At 62.8% G+C, this 16,921-nt stretch carries 16 protein-coding genes and 1 pseudogene; 10 read left to right on the top strand and 7 right to left on the bottom strand.

Going from position 1 to position 16,921, the window contains the following annotated elements; translation table 11 throughout:
• Positions 1-23: 23 nt before the first annotated feature.
• The 5 genes and pseudogenes from tkt to fbaA form a co-directional block, all read left to right on the top strand.
• Positions 24-2,162 (top strand): transketolase, encoded by a 2,139-nt coding sequence (gene tkt, locus B133_RS0119680; RefSeq protein ID WP_018603502.1) that lies wholly within the window; start codon positions 24-26, stop codon positions 2,160-2,162.
• A 97-nt stretch (positions 2,163-2,259) separates the two neighbouring features.
• The gene (gene tal, locus B133_RS0119675) at positions 2,260-3,381 is read left to right on the top strand and encodes a transaldolase (protein WP_018603501.1); all 1,122 of its coding nucleotides are present in this window, start codon (positions 2,260-2,262) and stop codon (positions 3,379-3,381) included.
• Between the two features lie 136 nt (positions 3,382-3,517).
• Complete coding sequence (gene rpe / locus B133_RS0119670; RefSeq protein ID WP_018603499.1) at positions 3,518-4,198, top strand: ribulose-phosphate 3-epimerase; 681 nt, start codon at positions 3,518-3,520, stop codon at positions 4,196-4,198.
• A 35-nt stretch (positions 4,199-4,233) separates the two neighbouring features.
• Positions 4,234-4,707, top strand: a complete 474-nt coding sequence (locus B133_RS0119665; RefSeq protein ID WP_018603497.1) for a ribose-5-phosphate isomerase — start codon at positions 4,234-4,236, stop codon at positions 4,705-4,707.
• A gap of 161 nt (positions 4,708-4,868) precedes the next feature.
• Positions 4,869-5,891: pseudogene (gene fbaA / locus B133_RS0119660) on the top strand (class II fructose-bisphosphate aldolase); the annotation flags it as partial.
• 77 nt (positions 5,892-5,968) lie between these two features.
• On the opposite strand, the gene B133_RS0119655 reads toward fbaA, so the two are convergent.
• From B133_RS0119655 to B133_RS0119625, 7 genes are all read right to left on the bottom strand, one after another.
• Entirely contained in the window at positions 5,969-6,232 is a 264-nt protein-coding gene (locus B133_RS0119655; RefSeq protein ID WP_018603495.1) for a hypothetical protein, read from the bottom strand.
• On the bottom strand, positions 6,229-6,927 hold the full coding sequence (locus B133_RS0119650; protein WP_018603494.1) for a hypothetical protein: 699 nt from the start codon (positions 6,925-6,927) through the stop codon (positions 6,229-6,231). Before B133_RS0119650 ends, B133_RS0119655 begins: the two co-directional genes overlap by 4 nt.
• On the bottom strand, positions 6,927-8,348 hold the full coding sequence (locus tag B133_RS0119645; RefSeq protein WP_018603493.1) for an APC family permease: 1,422 nt from the start codon (positions 8,346-8,348) through the stop codon (positions 6,927-6,929). Before B133_RS0119645 ends, B133_RS0119650 begins: the two co-directional genes overlap by 1 nt.
• Positions 8,345-8,533: a hypothetical protein gene (locus B133_RS23060; RefSeq protein WP_018603492.1), complete on the bottom strand. Its 189-nt coding sequence runs from the start codon at positions 8,531-8,533 to the stop codon at positions 8,345-8,347. The genes B133_RS0119645 and B133_RS23060 overlap by 4 nt, the downstream gene beginning before the upstream one ends.
• Positions 8,530-8,946, bottom strand: coding sequence for a hypothetical protein (locus B133_RS0119635; RefSeq protein ID WP_018603490.1), 417 nt, complete (start codon positions 8,944-8,946; stop codon positions 8,530-8,532). Before B133_RS0119635 ends, B133_RS23060 begins: the two co-directional genes overlap by 4 nt.
• Positions 8,943-9,230 (bottom strand): hypothetical protein, encoded by a 288-nt coding sequence (locus tag B133_RS0119630; RefSeq protein ID WP_157625921.1) that lies wholly within the window; start codon positions 9,228-9,230, stop codon positions 8,943-8,945. The genes B133_RS0119635 and B133_RS0119630 overlap by 4 nt, the downstream gene beginning before the upstream one ends.
• A 767-nt stretch (positions 9,231-9,997) precedes the next feature.
• On the bottom strand, positions 9,998-11,440 hold the full coding sequence (locus B133_RS0119625; RefSeq protein WP_018603487.1) for an APC family permease: 1,443 nt from the start codon (positions 11,438-11,440) through the stop codon (positions 9,998-10,000).
• A 978-nt stretch (positions 11,441-12,418) separates the two neighbouring features.
• Here B133_RS0119625 and B133_RS0119620 point away from each other — a divergent pair.
• The 5 genes from B133_RS0119620 (at position 12,419) to B133_RS0119600 (ending at position 16,658) form a co-directional block, all read left to right on the top strand.
• Positions 12,419-12,802 (top strand): cupin domain-containing protein, encoded by a 384-nt coding sequence (locus tag B133_RS0119620; protein ID WP_018600443.1) that lies wholly within the window; start codon positions 12,419-12,421, stop codon positions 12,800-12,802.
• A 14-nt stretch (positions 12,803-12,816) separates the two neighbouring features.
• Positions 12,817-13,281, top strand: a complete 465-nt coding sequence (locus B133_RS0119615) for a dimethylamine monooxygenase subunit DmmA family protein (protein ID WP_018603485.1) — start codon at positions 12,817-12,819, stop codon at positions 13,279-13,281.
• Complete coding sequence (locus B133_RS0119610) at positions 13,278-14,273, top strand: PDR/VanB family oxidoreductase (RefSeq protein WP_232423326.1); 996 nt, start codon at positions 13,278-13,280, stop codon at positions 14,271-14,273. Before B133_RS0119615 ends, B133_RS0119610 begins: the two co-directional genes overlap by 4 nt.
• On the top strand, positions 14,270-15,277 hold the full coding sequence (locus B133_RS0119605) for a DUF3445 domain-containing protein (RefSeq protein WP_018603481.1): 1,008 nt from the start codon (positions 14,270-14,272) through the stop codon (positions 15,275-15,277). Before B133_RS0119610 ends, B133_RS0119605 begins: the two co-directional genes overlap by 4 nt.
• 391 nt (positions 15,278-15,668) lie before the next feature.
• Positions 15,669-16,658, top strand: a complete 990-nt coding sequence (locus B133_RS0119600) for an HAD-IIA family hydrolase (RefSeq protein ID WP_026256652.1) — start codon at positions 15,669-15,671, stop codon at positions 16,656-16,658.
• The last annotated feature ends 263 nt before the right edge of the window (positions 16,659-16,921 follow it).

Genomic DNA, 16,921 nt, shown 5'->3' with positions numbered 1-16,921 from the left:
GACCGAATCGAAGGGGATAAAACGTGACTCAGACAGCAGACGCGATCGGCACCACGTCATTGAACTGGACAGCCGAGGACCAGCGCGCTGTGGACACCGTCCGGGTTTTGGCCGCGGACGCGGTCGAGAAGGTCGGCAATGGTCACCCGGGTACGGCGATGAGCCTGGCCCCGGCGGCGTACTTGCTGTTCCAGAAGCTGATGCGCCACGACCCCAGCGACGCTGAATGGCTGGGTCGCGACCGGTTCATCCTGTCGCCGGGCCACTCGTCGCTGACGCTGTACATCCAGCTGTTCCTCGCCGGCTACGGGCTGGAGCTGGAAGATCTGCAGTCGTTCCGCACCTGGGGTTCGCTGACGCCGGGTCACCCGGAGTACAAGCACACCAAGGGCGTGGAGATCACCACCGGCCCGCTGGGCCAGGGCCTCGCGTCGTCGGTCGGTTTCGCTTACTCGCAGCGTCGCCTGCGCGGCCTGCTCGACCCCGAAGCCGCCCCCGGAACCTCCCCGTTCGACCACACCATCTGGGTGATCGCTTCCGACGGCGACCTGCAGGAAGGTGTGACGTCCGAAGCTTCTTCCCTCGCCGGGCATCAGGAACTGGGCAACCTCGTCGTGGTCTACGACGAGAACCACATCTCCATCGAGGACGACACCGACATCTCCTTCACCGAGGACGTTCTCAAGCGCTACGAGTCCTACGGCTGGCACGTCCAGCGGGTGGACTGGACCCGCACGGGTGAGTACAAGGAAGACGTCGAGGAACTCCACGCGGCGTTGCTGGCCGCAAAGGCCGAGACCTCGAAGCCGTCCATCATTTCGCTGCGCACCATCATCGGCTACCCCGCCCCGAAGAAGCAGAACACGGGCAAGATCCACGGCTCTGCGCTGGGCGCCGAGGAAGTCGCAGCGGTGAAGGAAGTTCTGGGCTTCGACCCCGCCAAGTCCTTCGACGTCGAGCCAGCCATCCTGGCCCACGCCCGTGCGGCAGTGGACCGTGGAGCGGCCGCACGTCGCGAATGGGACGAGGCCTTCCAGTCGTGGCAGGCCGCCAATCCGGAAGGCGCCGCACTCCTGCAGCGCATCGAGGCCAAGCAGCTTCCCGACAGCGTCGACGCAGTTCTGCCGACCTTCGAAGCCGGCAAGGATGTCTCGACCCGGGCAGCATCGGGCAAGGTCCTCAACGCCCTCGGCCCCGTCCTGCCCGAACTCTGGGGTGGTTCGGCCGACCTGGCCGAGTCGAACAACACCACCATCGAGGGATCGCCGTCGTTCATTCCGGTCTCCCGCTCGACGAGTTCGTGGAAGGGCAACCCCTACGGACGGGTCCTGCACTTCGGTATCCGCGAGCACGCTGCCGCGTCGATCGTCAACGGCATCTCGCTGCACGGACCCACCCGCGCGTTCTCCGGTACGTTCCTGATCTTCAGTGACTACCAGCGCCCGGCTATCCGCCTGTCCGCACTGATGGGTGTGCCGTCTGTCTACGTGTGGTCACACGACTCCATCGGCCTCGGCGAGGACGGCCCGACCCACCAGCCGGTGGAGCAGCTGTCGACCCTGCGCGCGATCCCCGGCCTGGATGTCGTTCGTCCCGGCGACGCCAACGAGGTCGGCGTGGCGTGGAAGACCATCCTGGAGAACCACGAGAACCCGGCGGGCATCGTGCTGACCCGTCAGAACATCCCGACCTTCGCCCGCGGCGAAGGTGCGGCCGAGGGCGACACCTTCGGATCCGCGGCCGGCGTGGCCAAGGGTGGCTACGTGTTGGCTGAGGCCTCCAAGAACGGCGCCACCGCCCCGGCCCAGGTGATCCTGATTGCCACCGGTTCCGAGGTTCACCTCGCGGTCCAGGCTCGCGAAGCACTCCAGGCCGAAGGCATCCCCACTCGCGTGGTCTCCATGCCGTGCGTCGAGTGGTTCAACAAGCAGGACGCCGCCTACCGGGAGTCCGTGCTGCCCGCCGCCGTGACCGCCCGCGTCTCGGTCGAGGCCGGGTTGGCCCTGGGTTGGAAGGAATTGGTCGGCGACGCCGGTCGTTCCGTCAGCCTTGAGCACTTCGGCGCCTCGGCGGACTACAAGCGCCTGTTCCAGGAGTTCGGCATCACCGCAGAAGCGGTTGTCGCTGCCGCTAAGGACTCCATCGCCGCCGCAGGCAACTAAGCTGCCAGCGCGCCGCGGGACCGTCCACCGGGCAGTCCCGCGGCGCGATCGCAAGCTAGCCAACCTATTCGATATTCGAAGGAAGAATCAGAAAACGATGACCAACGCAACCCCCACCGCAGAGCTTTCGAAAGCCGGCGTGTCGATCTGGCTTGACGACCTCTCCCGCAATCGCCTCGAGACCGGTTCGCTGCAGAAGTTGATCGACGAGAAGAACGTCGTGGGTGTCACCACCAACCCGTCGATCTTCCAGGCCGCGATCACCACCGGTAGCGACTACGACGCAAAGATCGCCGAACTCGCCGCACGGGGCGCCAACGTCGAAGAGACGATCTTCGAGATCACCACCGCCGACGTCGCCGACGCCTGCGACCTGTTCGCCCCCGTCGCCGCGGCCACAGACCACGTCGACGGTCGGGTCTCCATCGAGGTCGACCCCCGCCTGGCGTGGGACGCCGCCGGGACCATTGCCGAGGCGAAGAACCTCTACAAGAAGGTCGCCAAGGACAACGTCCTGATCAAGATCCCCGCCACCCGCGAGGGCCTGGAAGCAATCACCGCCACCCTGGCCGAGGGCATCAGCGTCAACGTGACCCTGATCTTCTCGCTGGAGCGCTACCGCGCCGTGATCAACGCCTTCCAGTCCGGCCTGGAGCAGGCCCAGAGCAACGGCCACGACCTGTCCAAGATCCACTCGGTCGCGTCCTTCTTCGTCTCCCGCGTCGATACCGAAATCGACAAGCGCCTCGACGCCATCGGCACCGACGCGGCCAAGGCGCTCAAGGGCAAGGCGGGTGTTGCCAACGCCCGCTTGGCCTACCAGGTCTACGAGGAACTTTTCTCCACCGAGCGCTGGGCATTGCTGGCCAAGGCCGGTGCGCGCCCGCAGCGTCCCCTGTGGGCCTCGACCGGCGTGAAGGATCCGGCCTACCCCGACACCCTGTATGTGACCGAACTCGTGGCTGCCGACGTGGTGAACACCATGCCGGAGAAGACCCTGGACGCCACGTTCGACCACGGCGTGGTCACCGGTGACACCATCACCGGCACGTACGAGGAGGCAAAAGATGTGCTTAACGCCATCGAAGGCCTCGGTATCTCCTACGATGAGGTCGTCGCATTGCTCGAGTCCGAAGGTCTGGACAAGTTCGTTGCCAGCTGGAAGGACCTCCTGGCCGACGTCGAGGGTGCCCTCGCTTCTGCTCAGAAGGGTTCCTAACCCGCCTCCGGGTTGTCTCGGCCGCGTGGAGGCCAACGGGTCTCCACGCGGCCGGCAACCGGGCCGCGGCGCGATCCGTGGCCGACGGCCCCGATATCGCATGCCCTGAACTGACCGCTACCGAAAGGCAGAAACCATGTCCGCTTCATCGCCGAAATGCTGTATCAACCCCAGCATCCTCTCGGCTGACTTCGCCAACCTCGAAGCCGAGCTGGCTCGCATCAGCAACGCCGATGCCGCGCACGTGGATGTCATGGACAACCACTTCGTGCCGAACCTGACGATCGGTCTGCCGGTCGTACAGCGGTTGAAGAAGGTCAGCCCCATCCCGCTGGACGCCCACCTGATGATCGCCGACCCGGACCGCTGGGCGCCGCCGTTCGCCGACGCCGGCGTGGACTCGGTGACATTCCACGTCGAGGCGGCTGTCGCCCCCATCAAACTCGCCCGGGAACTTCGTGCACGCGGAGCCAAGGCGGGCATGGCGCTGCGTCCGGCGACCCCGGTGGAGCCGTACCTGGACATGCTGCCCGAACTGGACATGCTGCTAGTCATGACGGTGGAGCCGGGCTTCGGTGGCCAGGCCTTCCTGGACGTCACGCTGCCCAAGATCCGCCGCGCCCGTGCTGCGGTCGAGGGTTCCGGCGTGAACGTGGCCATCCAGGTCGACGGCGGTGTCACGGAGGAGAACATCACCCGCGCCGCGGAGGCCGGTGCCAACATCTTTGTGGCCGGATCGTCCGTGTACGGAAAGCCGTCGCCCGCCGAGGCCATCGAATCGCTTCGCGCGAACGCCCAGCTCGCATTTGGCAAATAACGCCGCATCCCAACCAGTCTGAAGGACCCCTATTCATGCGCGTTCATATCGCAACCGACCACGCCGGCATGGAGCTCAGCTCCCACCTGATCGAAGCACTGTCAGCCAAGGGCTACGAGATGGTGAACCACGGGCCTGCTGTTTACGACGCCGAGGACGACTACCCGGCATTCTGCATCAACGCTGCGCTCGCCGTTGTGGCCGACCAGGCCGCCGGCGTGGACGCCCTCGGGATTGTGCTGGGCGGCTCGGGCAACGGTGAGCAAATCGCCGCGAACAAGGTCAAAGGCGTGCGCGCGGCCCTGGTATGGAACCTCGACACGGCCAAACTGGCCCGCGAGCACAACGACGCCAACGTGGTTGCAGTCGGTGGCCGCCAGCACACCGTTGAAGAGGCTACGGAACTGATCGAGGCCTTCCTGACTGAACCATTCAGCAATGCCGAGCGCCACGTCCGGCGTATCGGCAAGATCGCCACCTACGAAACCACCGGCGAGGTTGTCGAGTAATACAGCACTCGACGCCTCTCGGTATGGCAGCCGTCGAACCGTCACACGCCAGAGGGCTGGGACGGTCGGCGGCTGCCCTGCTTGGACGACATCGTCCTAGTCCGCGGCACACCGGCCAAGGCTCGTTTCCCTAACGAACGACGAAACTCAACACAGGAGTCAGCATGCCCATTGCAACCCCAGAGATCTATTCCGAGATGCTCGACCGTGCGAAGGCGGGCGGCTTCGCATACCCAGCTGTGAACGTCACATCCTCCCAGACGTTGAACGCGGCCCTGCGTGGCTTTGCCGACGCTGAGTCCGACGGCATTCTCCAGATCACCACGGGCGGTTCTGCCTACTGGTCGGGCGCTGCGGCCAAGAACATGGTTGTCGGTTCCCTCGGATTCGTGGCCTTCGCTCGCGAGGTCGCGAAGCAGTACAACGTCAACATCGCGCTACACACCGATCACTGCCCCAAGGACAAGCTGGACGGCTTCGTCCTGCCGCTGCTGGCCGCTTCCGAAGAAGAGGTCAAGGCCGGTCGTAACCCGCTGTTCAACTCGCATATGTGGGACGGCTCCGCTGAGCCTCTGCAGGACAACCTGAAGATCGCCCGCGAACTGCTCGCACGTACGTCAGCCGCCAAGATCATCCTCGAGGTCGAGATCGGCACCGTCGGTGGTGAGGAAGACGGCGTCGAGAACGCCATCAACGAAAAGCTGTACACCACGGTCGAGGACGCGCTGGCCACGATCGATGCGCTCGGCGCGGGCGAGAATGGCCGCTACATCACGGCGCTGACTTTTGGCAACGTGCACGGTGTGTACAAGCCCGGTGGCGTCAAGCTGCGTCCGGAGATCCTGAAGGACATCCAGGATCAGGTCGGCGCCAAGATCGGCAAGGACAAGCCGTTCGACCTCGTCTTCCACGGTGGCTCGGGCTCGAGCGATCAGGAGATTGCGGACGCTGTCTCCTACGGCACCATCAAGATGAACATCGACACGGACCTGCAATACGCGTACACGCGTCCCGTGGCCGACCACATGCTCAAGAACTACGACGGCGTGGTGAAGGTCGACGGCGAGATCGGCAACAAGAAGACCTACGACCCGCGCGTGTGGGGCGCTAAGGCCGAAGCCGGGCTCGCGGCCCGCCTCGTCGAAGCCACCCAGCAGCTCGGCTCGGCCGGAAAGACCTTCTGAGCGAAATCAATAACGAACCAGTTCAATAATTATGGCCGGTCAGCCCCAGGGCTGACCGGCCATAATTAGTTTTGTTGTCAGGCGCTTTTGGCGGCGTGCCACCGAATGGCGGCGACTCGATAGGCGTCGAGCAGGCTGAGGGCGTATACGAACACCCCTCCGGCGACCCGTCCGATGGGGGTCGCCGATTCCGGAGCCGCCAGGTAGGTAACCACTGCCAGCAGCACGGTGTAGAAGGCGAACACCAAACCGCGCCGGGGCTGTCCGTTTACTACCTGCCCCACCCCTGGCAGGACCATGGCGATGCCAAGGACCAACAACGGGTGAATTGGTCGGTTCACAGCGACTCTGCCTCCGATACTCCTACCGGGCGATGTGCGGCCAGGCCGGCGATCTGATCGCACAAGTCGCGGGCCATCGTGACCGTCCGACGCAGATCCTCCGCCGTCACCCGTGCCTCGGACAGATCGACCCGCCGAGTGACGCGGTAGGCCGCCGAGCTGGCCTGTGCGCCACGAACGACGCACCGGACACCCCGCTCGGTGACCAGTACCTGCTTCACCATGGAATCCTCGGTCACCAAGCTTACGGCGGCCTCGGCCAGTTCGCGATCCACGCCCTCGGGGGCACAGGCCACCGAAACCCACTTGGGCCACGCCTCGTCGCGCCACCGCAGCAGGTCACGGTGACCGGAGTAAAACTCGTTTCCGGTCTCATTGCTGAGCACGGACAACCTCGCCTGCCCGGGGAACTCCTCACGCATGGTGACCACCAGACGCAGCACCGGGACGGTTCGTAGGGCGAGATTGTCGACCACGGGTTCGACCCGTACGTCCCGGCCGTCGAACCGCCCGTAGAGCATCGGGAAGTCGAGCCCGCGAGGAACGACGCGGCATTGTTCGAGCACGCTGGTGGCGTGCTCGAACAATGCCGCCCGGTCACGCTGGACGCTGGCCAGGTGACGGCGGTGCTGATACGTGAGCACCACCGCCCCCACTGCGGCCATCGCCAGCGCGATCCAGAGCGTTCCGGACATCAGTAACCTCGAGGACGCGGCAACGGCGCGGTGAACTCGGCGTCCCGGTCGACGTACTTGAACCGCCGGAGAACGAACCACACCGAGGCGAGCAAGTAGAACACCAGGATTGACATCAGTGTGCTGCCGAAGCCCAGGTAGGTCGCGAAGAACACAATCGCCGCGATCACTGCCAGCGCAATCGAGGGAATCGGATGCATCGGCAGGGTGTACGCCCGCTTGATGGAGCCGATCGGCCACAGCTTCCGGAACCTCAGCATGTTGACGACCATGAACGCGTAGGTCAGCAGACCCGACAGAATCGAGAACGTGATCACGGTTGACAGCAGCGTAGGTTGGTTCAGCAGCAGCGGAAGGATCGCGAAGGCGATAGCCACCGGTACCAGGAACAGGATCGAGCGGTACGGCGTCCGGTACCGCGGGTGCACGGCTCCGAACCACTCCGGGAGGTAATGGTCACGACTCATCGCGAACCATGACCGCGAGGAGTCGGTGATGCAGCCGTTCGCCGATGCGAGGGTCGCCGCCAGCGTGCCGAGGAACAGCAGCCACACGAGCACACCCGAATGGGTGAGCTGAGCGGCGTCGAACAACGGCGTGATCGACTGGCCCAAATACTGCCAAGGCAGCAGAGCCGCGCAGAGGTACCAGGTCAAGCTGGCCGCGATGATCAGCGTCATGATGCCGGCCAGGCTGCCGAGCGGAATCGATCGGCTCGGAGAGCGGCATTCCTCCGCCGCCTGGGCGGTGCCCTCGATGCCGAGGTAGAACCACATGCCGAACTGGAACGCTGCGATCACGCCTATCCAGCCGTAGGGAAGCCCGGCATCAGACGATGAGACGAGTGCACTGAACTGGCTGCCCATATCCCAGCCGGTAACTCCGATGAACAGCGCGATGATCGTCAAGAAGGCGAAGCCGGTGATGATGAAGTTGACCGACAATGTCGCCAGCACGCCGCGGTAGTTCAGTAGTGCGAGGAGCATGATTGCCAGCACGGCGAACGGGTAGGCGGAGAGGTGCTGTTTATTACCTAACAACCCCGACATCGTACTGAGCAGATCGCCGAGAACGTTCGCGTTGGCGGCCTCCAGCATGGTGTAAGCCATGGTGAGATAGAGCCCCACATTGAACGCCATCAGCGGGCCGATCGAGTGCTTGGCCTGGGCGTACTGACCGCCGGCTGCCGGGATCGCGGAAGCAACCTCGGAGTTGATCATGACGACACAGGTGTAGAGCAGGCCGACGAACCAGCATGCGATCAGCGAGCCGTAGAGGCCTCCCTTCCCCACCGTGAAGTTCCAGCCCATGAACTCGCCGACCAACACGATGCCGACGCCCAACCCCCAGATATGGATCGGGCCCAGCACCTTCTTCAGAGTGAGCGCTTCGGTGCCCCCACTGGCGGTGACTTCGCTCATGATTGACGCCCTTCTATGTCATCCGCGTGCTGCCATTCAGCGTCCTCGCCGAGATCCTCGATGGTGTGCACGAGGAATTCCTCGTCGTAGTCGCGGCTGATCTTGTATGCGTCGAACAGCATCCAGGCGGCGACGAGCCCAGCCAAAACCCAGGCGCCGTATTCAAAAAGAGTCCAAAAATTCATGATTCCTGTCCCGGTCCGAACCTGGCTGCGATCACTTCGCGGTATTCGCGGAAGGACATGAGATAGACAAACGCCAGGTAAGCGGCAGCCAACGCGGTTATCCCGATCAGCGGCAGCCATTCGATCTTGTACATGTCGTTGCTCGGCGCGTTGTCCTTGGTCAGTTGTTCAACAGTCGCATCGTCGACCATGTCTTTTGACTTCATGAGTTCGAATTGTTGTTTCTCAGCTGGGCTGATGTTCAGCTGAGAGATCGCGGTGGGCGCCTCTGTGCTCGGCGCCTCTGCCGACTCCTGAGCAAAGACGAACGTCGTGACGAACAACGTGATGAACAGCAGGGCGATCAGGGTCGCTGCATCCACGAACTGCCCGGCCCTGCTCTGCCGCGGCTCGTTTGATGTCGTACTCGTCATGCTGCGCTCACCTCCGAACCCCGCGCCGCTTGCTTGGCTCTCCGGTTCGCGTCGAGGTGGTGAATGTCCTCGCCGTAGACGTGCTCACGCTCGATCTTGTAACGACGGCTCATTGACAGCAGTGCCACCGTGTTGAAACCGCCCAAGATGATGAACGCTACCGCGAGTATCGCTCGGATCGTCCCACTCTCGATGACGCCAAAGGCGGAGACGTACGTGAATATCAAAGTCGCCCACATCACTACCGCGAGCAGGCTCACGACGCCGATATCTCGCTTAAGCATGGCTTGAATCCGTGCTTCGAGCCCAGGGTCCATGACTGTATACCTCTTCCTGCGGCATTGTGCCGCATTCTTCCCCAGCATCGAAGAATGCCAGAAGGTGGCGGGTACCAAATTGGTTTTCAATGAATGACAGATTTTTCAGCGGACGTACAGCGATGTCGTGGCGAGTTGCCAACAGGTGGCGTTCGACATCCCACGCGACGTCGGGGGCGTCGCGCCATCACGGTGGGGCTGTTCCGAGTACCGAGGGAGGACTCGAGCGACCTGGTCGCCAGACACCGAGCCAACCTCGATGAACAACGTGGCCCTCCATACAACCTCTTGTTTCTCGGAGACAATCCGACGACGACGGCAAACCGGTTTCCCGGTAAGAAACTGTGTTTCCCAGTGAGAATAGAACAACGCGTCCTATCGATGTGTCAAGGGTCACATCACCGGAAGCCCCAAGAACGATCCATTTCTGCTGTTGAGGCGCCCAGTGGTGAGCTGCCCGCCGATGCCGGGCACTGCAGCACCGCCGACTGCGCCACCGAGTTCTTCATTGAACCCGGATGAGCCCGCAGTGTGAACTCCGTCCCGGCGAACACGACTGCCAAGCGACGCATCGCCTGAAGCTCACCACGATCATGGCCGCCGAGTCCATGCTCACCATAGGGGACCGCAGGCAACCCGGACGCAAAAACGGGAAGGCGGACCGATCATTGATCGGTCCGCCTTCCCGTTTTTGAGAGAGGTGTTGAGCCAGCTAGCTGGCGACGTTTCCGGGCCTAAGGACGTACAGCGGCCGGCTCGCCTTTCGAGCGGTGCCATTCATGCTGGGAATACAGCCAGATGGGTATGTATGCCGCCAATACGAGGAAGCCGACCCAGGTCGGAGTCCAACCGATTTCGAGGCTATTCAGGTAAACCACACCCACGACGCACAACGGTAGGTTGAAAAGGCCGAAAGCCATGGCGACGCCCTGCCAACCCTTAGGCGCCTTGAAAGGCCGTTCCAAACCGGCAAAGGCCGGGTCCCTCTTCGCCTTGACATAGGCGAACAGGCTGATGCCGTTGGCGCAGGTGTAACCGATTGCGGAAGCAGCGACGATCGCCGCGGGGTTCCCCATCGAAATCAACACCAGGTTGAAGAGGCCGATAACCACCATGGCAACCCACGGAGTTCCCTGGCGATTCGTTTTGCCGAGAACCTTGGGAAGGTTGCCTTCGACGGCCATGGAGTGCATGGCACGAGACGACCCCAGATAAGCCGTTTGGATGATCAGGACCATGGCAGCGATCAACATGATGATCGTGATCGTGGACCCCGCTGAGCCGAAGACAGCATTGGCGACCGGAAGCAGTGGCGACACGGCTTCAGCCTGTACACCGTCGACACCGAGCACACCGATCACCGCGGCTTCGACAAGCACAAATGAGAAGAAGCAGATGACGCCGCAGGAGAACAGCGCTTTGGCGACATCTTTGGCCGGATTCTTGTATTCAGGACCGTAGATAGCTGCCGTTTCCCAGGCGCACGCGCTCCATTGAGCGATCGCAAAGACGCCAAAGAGGATCAGGATGTGCTGCCAGTCCCAGGACCAGTCGGTCGGCATCCAGTCGCCGGTGATTTTGGACATGTCGAAATGTCCGGTGGCAAAAGGCGCCACGGTCAGGATAACCAGCGGAATAAGAGAAAGGGCCGCGAGAACGTAACCCAGTTTGGCGCCGTCTTTGAGGCCGAACCAGTTCACCACGAACAGCAGGGTGAAAATCACCAGGCCTGAGATCAACGAAAGCTGGTAGTCGGAAAACATGTCCAGTGCGGGAAACAGCCCATGCAGGTAGCCGCCAACCAGGATGGAGAAGATCGCCAACACCGGGGTCCAGGCGAACCAATAGCTCCAGGCGCTGAACCCGCCGAGCAGCTTGCTCATGTCGTACTTGCCCTGGTGGTTTCTGTCGCCAAAAACCTCCTGCGCAAAGCCCGGTAGGCCAGATGCCTCGGGAAAGGTCGTGGCCATTTCGGCATACGCGGTGCTCTGCGCGAAACCCTGAAGCACCGACAATCCCCAGATAAGGATCGCCGCGGCGGCCAGGTACATCGGGATATAGCCCAAAGAGGGCAGAATCAGCAAGGGCACACCCAGCGCAATGGCCAGGCCTTGCTTCCAGTCGATCGACCTTTTGAGGTCGTCGCCGGGGTCGGTTAAATGATGACTTTCACTCATACAAATCTCCTGTAGAAGCGCTTAAAGATGTCTGATTTTAGGTGTGCACCTGCAAAGGCGCGGGATAACAGCGATTACATCTGACCCAAGTCGCGACTGCTTTCGTCCTGGTGCTTGAGCTGAGTCATGCAGGGAGATTCCTTCGCCGAATCTGAGTAATCGGATGCCGAGCAGGTCCGCCGTTGAGGTCGCTGCAGAAGACGCCGACCGACCGGCGGTGTCGTGCTGGGGGAGGTGCTTCGCCGGGTCCGTAAAGGACTCCGGACCGTTTCCCACGGCGTCTCCTGTGAGGCAGGTCACCTCAGAGGGTAACAACTTAAAGCCGCAGTGCAATAGTTTTTATTCATAAAATTTTTGCCACCTCGGCCGCCTGTCGGGACAGCTGCGCTCGCCCAGACCCACTAATCCCGCGTTCAGAACGCGCGTCGCGCCGTCCGCCAGCAGCTGGGACGCCACGGCAGAGGTGCGCAAACTCCTCACATCCGACCGGCTCAGAAGTTCCCTTCAGTCCCCTCCAGCGCCCGAAGAAGCTCAGGAATGCGCTGGCAAGCGCATCGGGTGCCGCGTACGCGAGGACTGGCGAGGAAGCTTCCGGCATTTACAGACCCGCTCCACCAGGGAGTGACGAAGCGATTACCGCTGGTAGACACCCAGAACCGGCTTTCCTCCGGTAGGCGGAGCTCTCCTAACACAACCCGACCGACGTGAATATTCCTAAAACAGTCTGGACTAGAGGAATTATCTGGCGTACTTTGTAAGCGGGACGTGACTGGCATCACATCAGTGGAGTTCGACCCCGAACTCGGCTGACTCTGAGGACTAGAGGGTGCCGGTGACAGAGGACCCTCCCGGGACCTCAGCCCGGAGTTCCTGGCCTAGTTTTCAGCGCGCTTCAGGTGCGCTGAATTTGATCAGTCCCGTCAAACAACGGCCAGGCCCGGACTACCGTGATGAGCTCTGACACATAGAGGAGTAAGCATGACAGAAATCACAACTATCGGAACCCTGAGCAAGGCCGGGGCCATCCACAAGGTGGAGAAGGCTTACGAAGGCTTGCCGAGCATGGACGAGGCCGGTGTCGTCGCCGCTATCGGTGATGCCCTCCACAACCCCGAAGGATCGGTCATGTGCGCCGGGTTCTTCGAGCTGAAGAAGTCCGAGCCCCTGGTCTACACCTACACCTACGACGAAATGAAGATCGTCGTCAAGGGCGAGTTCATCCTCACCGACCAGGACACCGGCGAGGTCACGCACGCCAAGGAGCGCGACGTCCTGTTCTTCCCCAAGGGAACCACCGTGAAGTTCGAGACCCCCGAGTACGGGCTCGGATTCTTCGCCGGCGACCGCACCTTCGCCCCGTAAAGGACCGTAACTCCATGAGTTCCACGTCTACGTTGGAGCCGGGGTTCCGCGGTGCCATCTGCGTGTCATTCGGCACGTCAGATGGCATCGCGGGTCGGGACACCGGTGACCGACCCAGGTACGACCTCCACTTCACCTCTGCAAACCCCGAAACCCTCGCCGAGCTGAGGTCTGCGCTCGAAAAGTCACGCGTTGGGGTCCGCCTCGTACTCGCCGGCCCCGCGGTCGACGTCCATGCCGCTTCAGCCGCTGCCCAGGTCTGCGGCATGGTGGACGAGGAGATCACCATGCTGTGCGATCCCGACAGCCCGTGGGTCGTTGTCTGCGGCCATTGCAAGGTTGCCACCGTCACCACTGGTGTGCGCGGATCCGTAGAGGTGCCCTGCCAGGGATGCGGCATTGTCCTGGCCACCACTACCCACTTCTCTCGCCGTCTCGGCGGGTACCTGGGCTACGACGCCCACGCCGAGGAGGCATGATGACCGCCACAGAGGCCCTCGAGCCCATCATCCATCCGGCGATCGAAGACGGCTTCGAGCTGGAAGTGACGAAGCGCGTGATGCAGACGGAGTCGATCGTCAGCGTCACGTTCAGCGATCCGTCACAGCCGACGTTGCCTTCGTACGTCCCGGGCAGCCACCTGGTGATCCAGTACGGGGATTCCGCGAACCTCCGCGCGAATGCCTACTCCCTCACCGGTTCGGGCAGCGATCCCTCCGAGTACACCATCTCGGTTCTCCTCGTCGAAGACGGTGGGGGCGGCTCGTTGGCCATGCACCGACTCGTCGTCGGCGACCGCGTGTGGGTTTCGCGCCCCCGCAGCAACTTCGCGCCGACGACAAACGCCAAGCACAGCCTGTACGTCGCCGCAGGCATCGGAATCACGCCCTTGGTTTCGCATGCCCTGAACGCAGCCAAATGGGGCATCTCGGCCTCCATGATCTACGTGTACCGGCCCGGCGAAGGCGCGCACGTCGAGGAAGTCCGGGGACTGCTGGGATCGACCCTGACCGAATGCCACGGCCGCGACAATTTCCAGAAGGCTCTGTCAGAGGCGCTCACCAGCCAACGACTCGGTACCCACATCTACGTCTGCGGGCCGGCTGACTTCATGGATTCAGTCCTCGACCAGGCACGGGAGCTGGGCTGGCCGGAGGCACTGCTGCACCTGGAGCACTTTGGCGCGGGTGAGCTGGACGCGGGTGAACCGTTCACGGCGATCCTGGCCCGCAGCGGCGTCAGATTGGAAGTTCCGCCTGGTGTTTCGTTGCTGGAGGCCCTCGAAAAAGAGGGCAAACAGATCCCCAACATGTGTCGCAAGGGCATCTGTGGCGAGTGCACCCTTCCCGTACTTCGGGGAACTCCTCAGCATCGGGATCTCTACCTGACTGACGAGGAAAAGGAAGAGAACGAACTCATCATGTGCTGCGTTTCCCGCAGCCTGGGTGAAGAATTGGAGTTGGACCTGTGAGTATCACCATCGACAACCACCTGGACACGGCGAGCCTGCCCGACCGGATCAAGCGCTTTCCCTTCCCCTACGTCGCTGACCAATACCGCTACAGCGCCAACGTCGAGCCTTCCCGCAAGCTCACGGAGACGGAAGCCGGCGGATGGGGCACGACCGTAGTGGACGTCGACGAGTTCTACGTCGATGATCTGAAGCTGCGCGCCGAGGTCCTGAAACGCGATCCCTCACGCATCGCGTGCCTGCCGCACATGCGCCCCGCAGTGTGGGACGCCATCGTCACCCTGCTGCCCGAAATGGCGGAGGACAACCCCGACAAGATGTCGTGGCAGCGCGACGGCGACAAGGTCCGCTGGCGGAATGATCTGCTGAATCTCGACATCGAGTTCACCATCGGCGACGACGCTTCGCTGCCCACGGGTCCGCTGGATTTCCTGGGTAGCCAGATCCAAGACGACATCGTCTTCCTCGAACAGCGCGACAAGGCGCTGTGGCTCGACGCAGGTGTGGTCACGTTCGCTGCCGACTGGTCCATCGGATTCGACGTCGGTATGAACTTCACCGAAATCCACAGCCCCGTGCCACGGGTGAACGAGGAGAAGATCATCGCCCGGGCCCAGCACTTCCTCATGAGCCTCCAGCCCGGCGAATCCTACCGCCGGACCAACTGGACCATGAGTATCGATCGGCGTCTGGATACCTCCACCGAGACCTATCCCAACTGGGCCGGAGACCGCGCCACGATCGCCACGGACCCCGCACTCCCGGAGCGCGTCCACCTGCGGGTGGAGGTTCAGCAGCTCATCCGTCTGCCCCGCTCGGGGTCGATCCTCTTCCTGATCCGGACCTACCTGCTGCCGCTGACCGACATTGCAAAGGTCCCGGCGTGGCGTGAGCGCATGGGACAGGTGCTGGCCGAACTTCCGGAGGACATGGCGGAATACAAGGGCATCATCCGCTACCGCAACGCCGCGTCCGACTGGCTCTTGTCCGGACAGGCTGGTTAGCCAGCACAACCAACCCGCGGTCACCTTCGCCGAGTCTCGTCACGCACAAAACCAACCGAGGAAGTTAGCCAGTGACTCTCGTCAGTGAAGCCCGAACCGCCGAGGCTACCCCTTCTGCGGTTCCACTCTCGAAGGATGACCCGGCCGCGACAGAGTTGTTCTGTTTCACCAGTGGTGAGCTGCACGAGCCGGCCAATGGCTTGGCAAGGACCCGCAGATCATTGCGGGCCCTTGCCAAGCGGCGCATCACTGATCTGCACCTCGAGGTCTGCTTTGGGCCCTGGTCTGTCAGGTGGCTCGGCGACAACGCATCAGGACGGCGTTTAATGTGTGCTTGGAACCAGGCACGCCGGGCGCAGCCGGCCAGCAAGACCAGTGAGGTTAGGAATCGATGACCAGTCGGCTAATTGACAGCTTTGACGGAGTGCTCGCAGACCTCGACGGCGTCGTATACAAGGGACCGAGCGCAATTGACGGCGCCACCGAGGCACTCGACAAGCTCGTCGGAGAGGGCACGCGCCTCGCATATGTGACAAACAACGCGTCGCGCTCGTCCGAAGAGGTCGCAGCCCACCTCCGGGAGTTGGGCGCGCCTGCGACCGCCGAGCAAGTATTCGGATCCGCTATGGCCGGAGCAGAGCTACTGGCTCGCCAGGTGCCTGCGGGCGCAACCGTGCTCGTCGTCGGCAGTCAGGTCCTCGCCGACTCCGTCAGGGCGCAAGGACTCGTCGTCGTATCCGCATCCGATGGTCAGCCAGACGCTGTCATTCAGGGGTTCTCCCCCAGCCTCGGCTGGAAAGATCTGGCAGAGGCCTCCTACGCGATCCAAGCGGGTGCCCTGTGGGTAGCGACGAACTTGGACATGACTCTTCCACAGGAGCGGGGATTCGCTCCTGGCAACGGAACACTGGTGGGCGCGATTGCCACCGCCACTGGCCAGTGGCCCTTATCGGCAGGAAAACCAGAACCAGCCCTTTTCGAGACGGCGGCGCGCCACTCCGGTGTCACCCGCCCCCTCGTCGTCGGCGACCGATTGGACACCGACATCCTGGGCGGAAATCGCGCAGGGATGGACACAGTGCTCGTCCTCACCGGTGTGGACACGCCTCAAACAGCTCTGGCGGCACGCTTCGACGAGCGGCCCAAATACATGATTCGTTCCCTGCGCGAACTCTACGAGGAATACCCGGCGATCACGGCCGATGACGGGGCCTACACCTGTGGCGCCGCAACGGCCCGGGTGTCGGGCTCGACAGTGAGTATCAGTGGCCGTGAAGACGACCTCAACAGCTGGCGCGCCGGCTGTGCCGCCTGGTGGGCAGCACACCCCGACAGGACGCCGGACGCTGCGCCGGAGATCCTGTTCGCGACGACTGGGTAGAAACCAGCATTCCCGACCCGTGACTTTGCGGCGATGACTCCAATGTGATTGCAGCCGTTGAACACTCACACCTATGCCCCCCGCGGAGCGTCGGGCACCCAACCTGCAGGGGCCATGGCAGCCGGGAAGTCCCGATCGCACGAAGTTCCTTACCTACATGCAGATCCCGTATTACGCTGCAGCCCAGTCGAAATCGACCCGACACCGAACCTGAGCGGTCCACGATCCGTCGCCGCCACATGCCACAGTGGTCGAAACCATCA

The organism is Mycobacterium sp. 155 (genome assembly GCF_000373905.1).
In the GTDB taxonomy this organism is placed as follows: Bacteria; Actinomycetota; Actinomycetes; order Mycobacteriales; family Mycobacteriaceae; genus Mycobacterium.
This window is presented reverse-complemented; position numbering and strand designations above follow the sequence as displayed.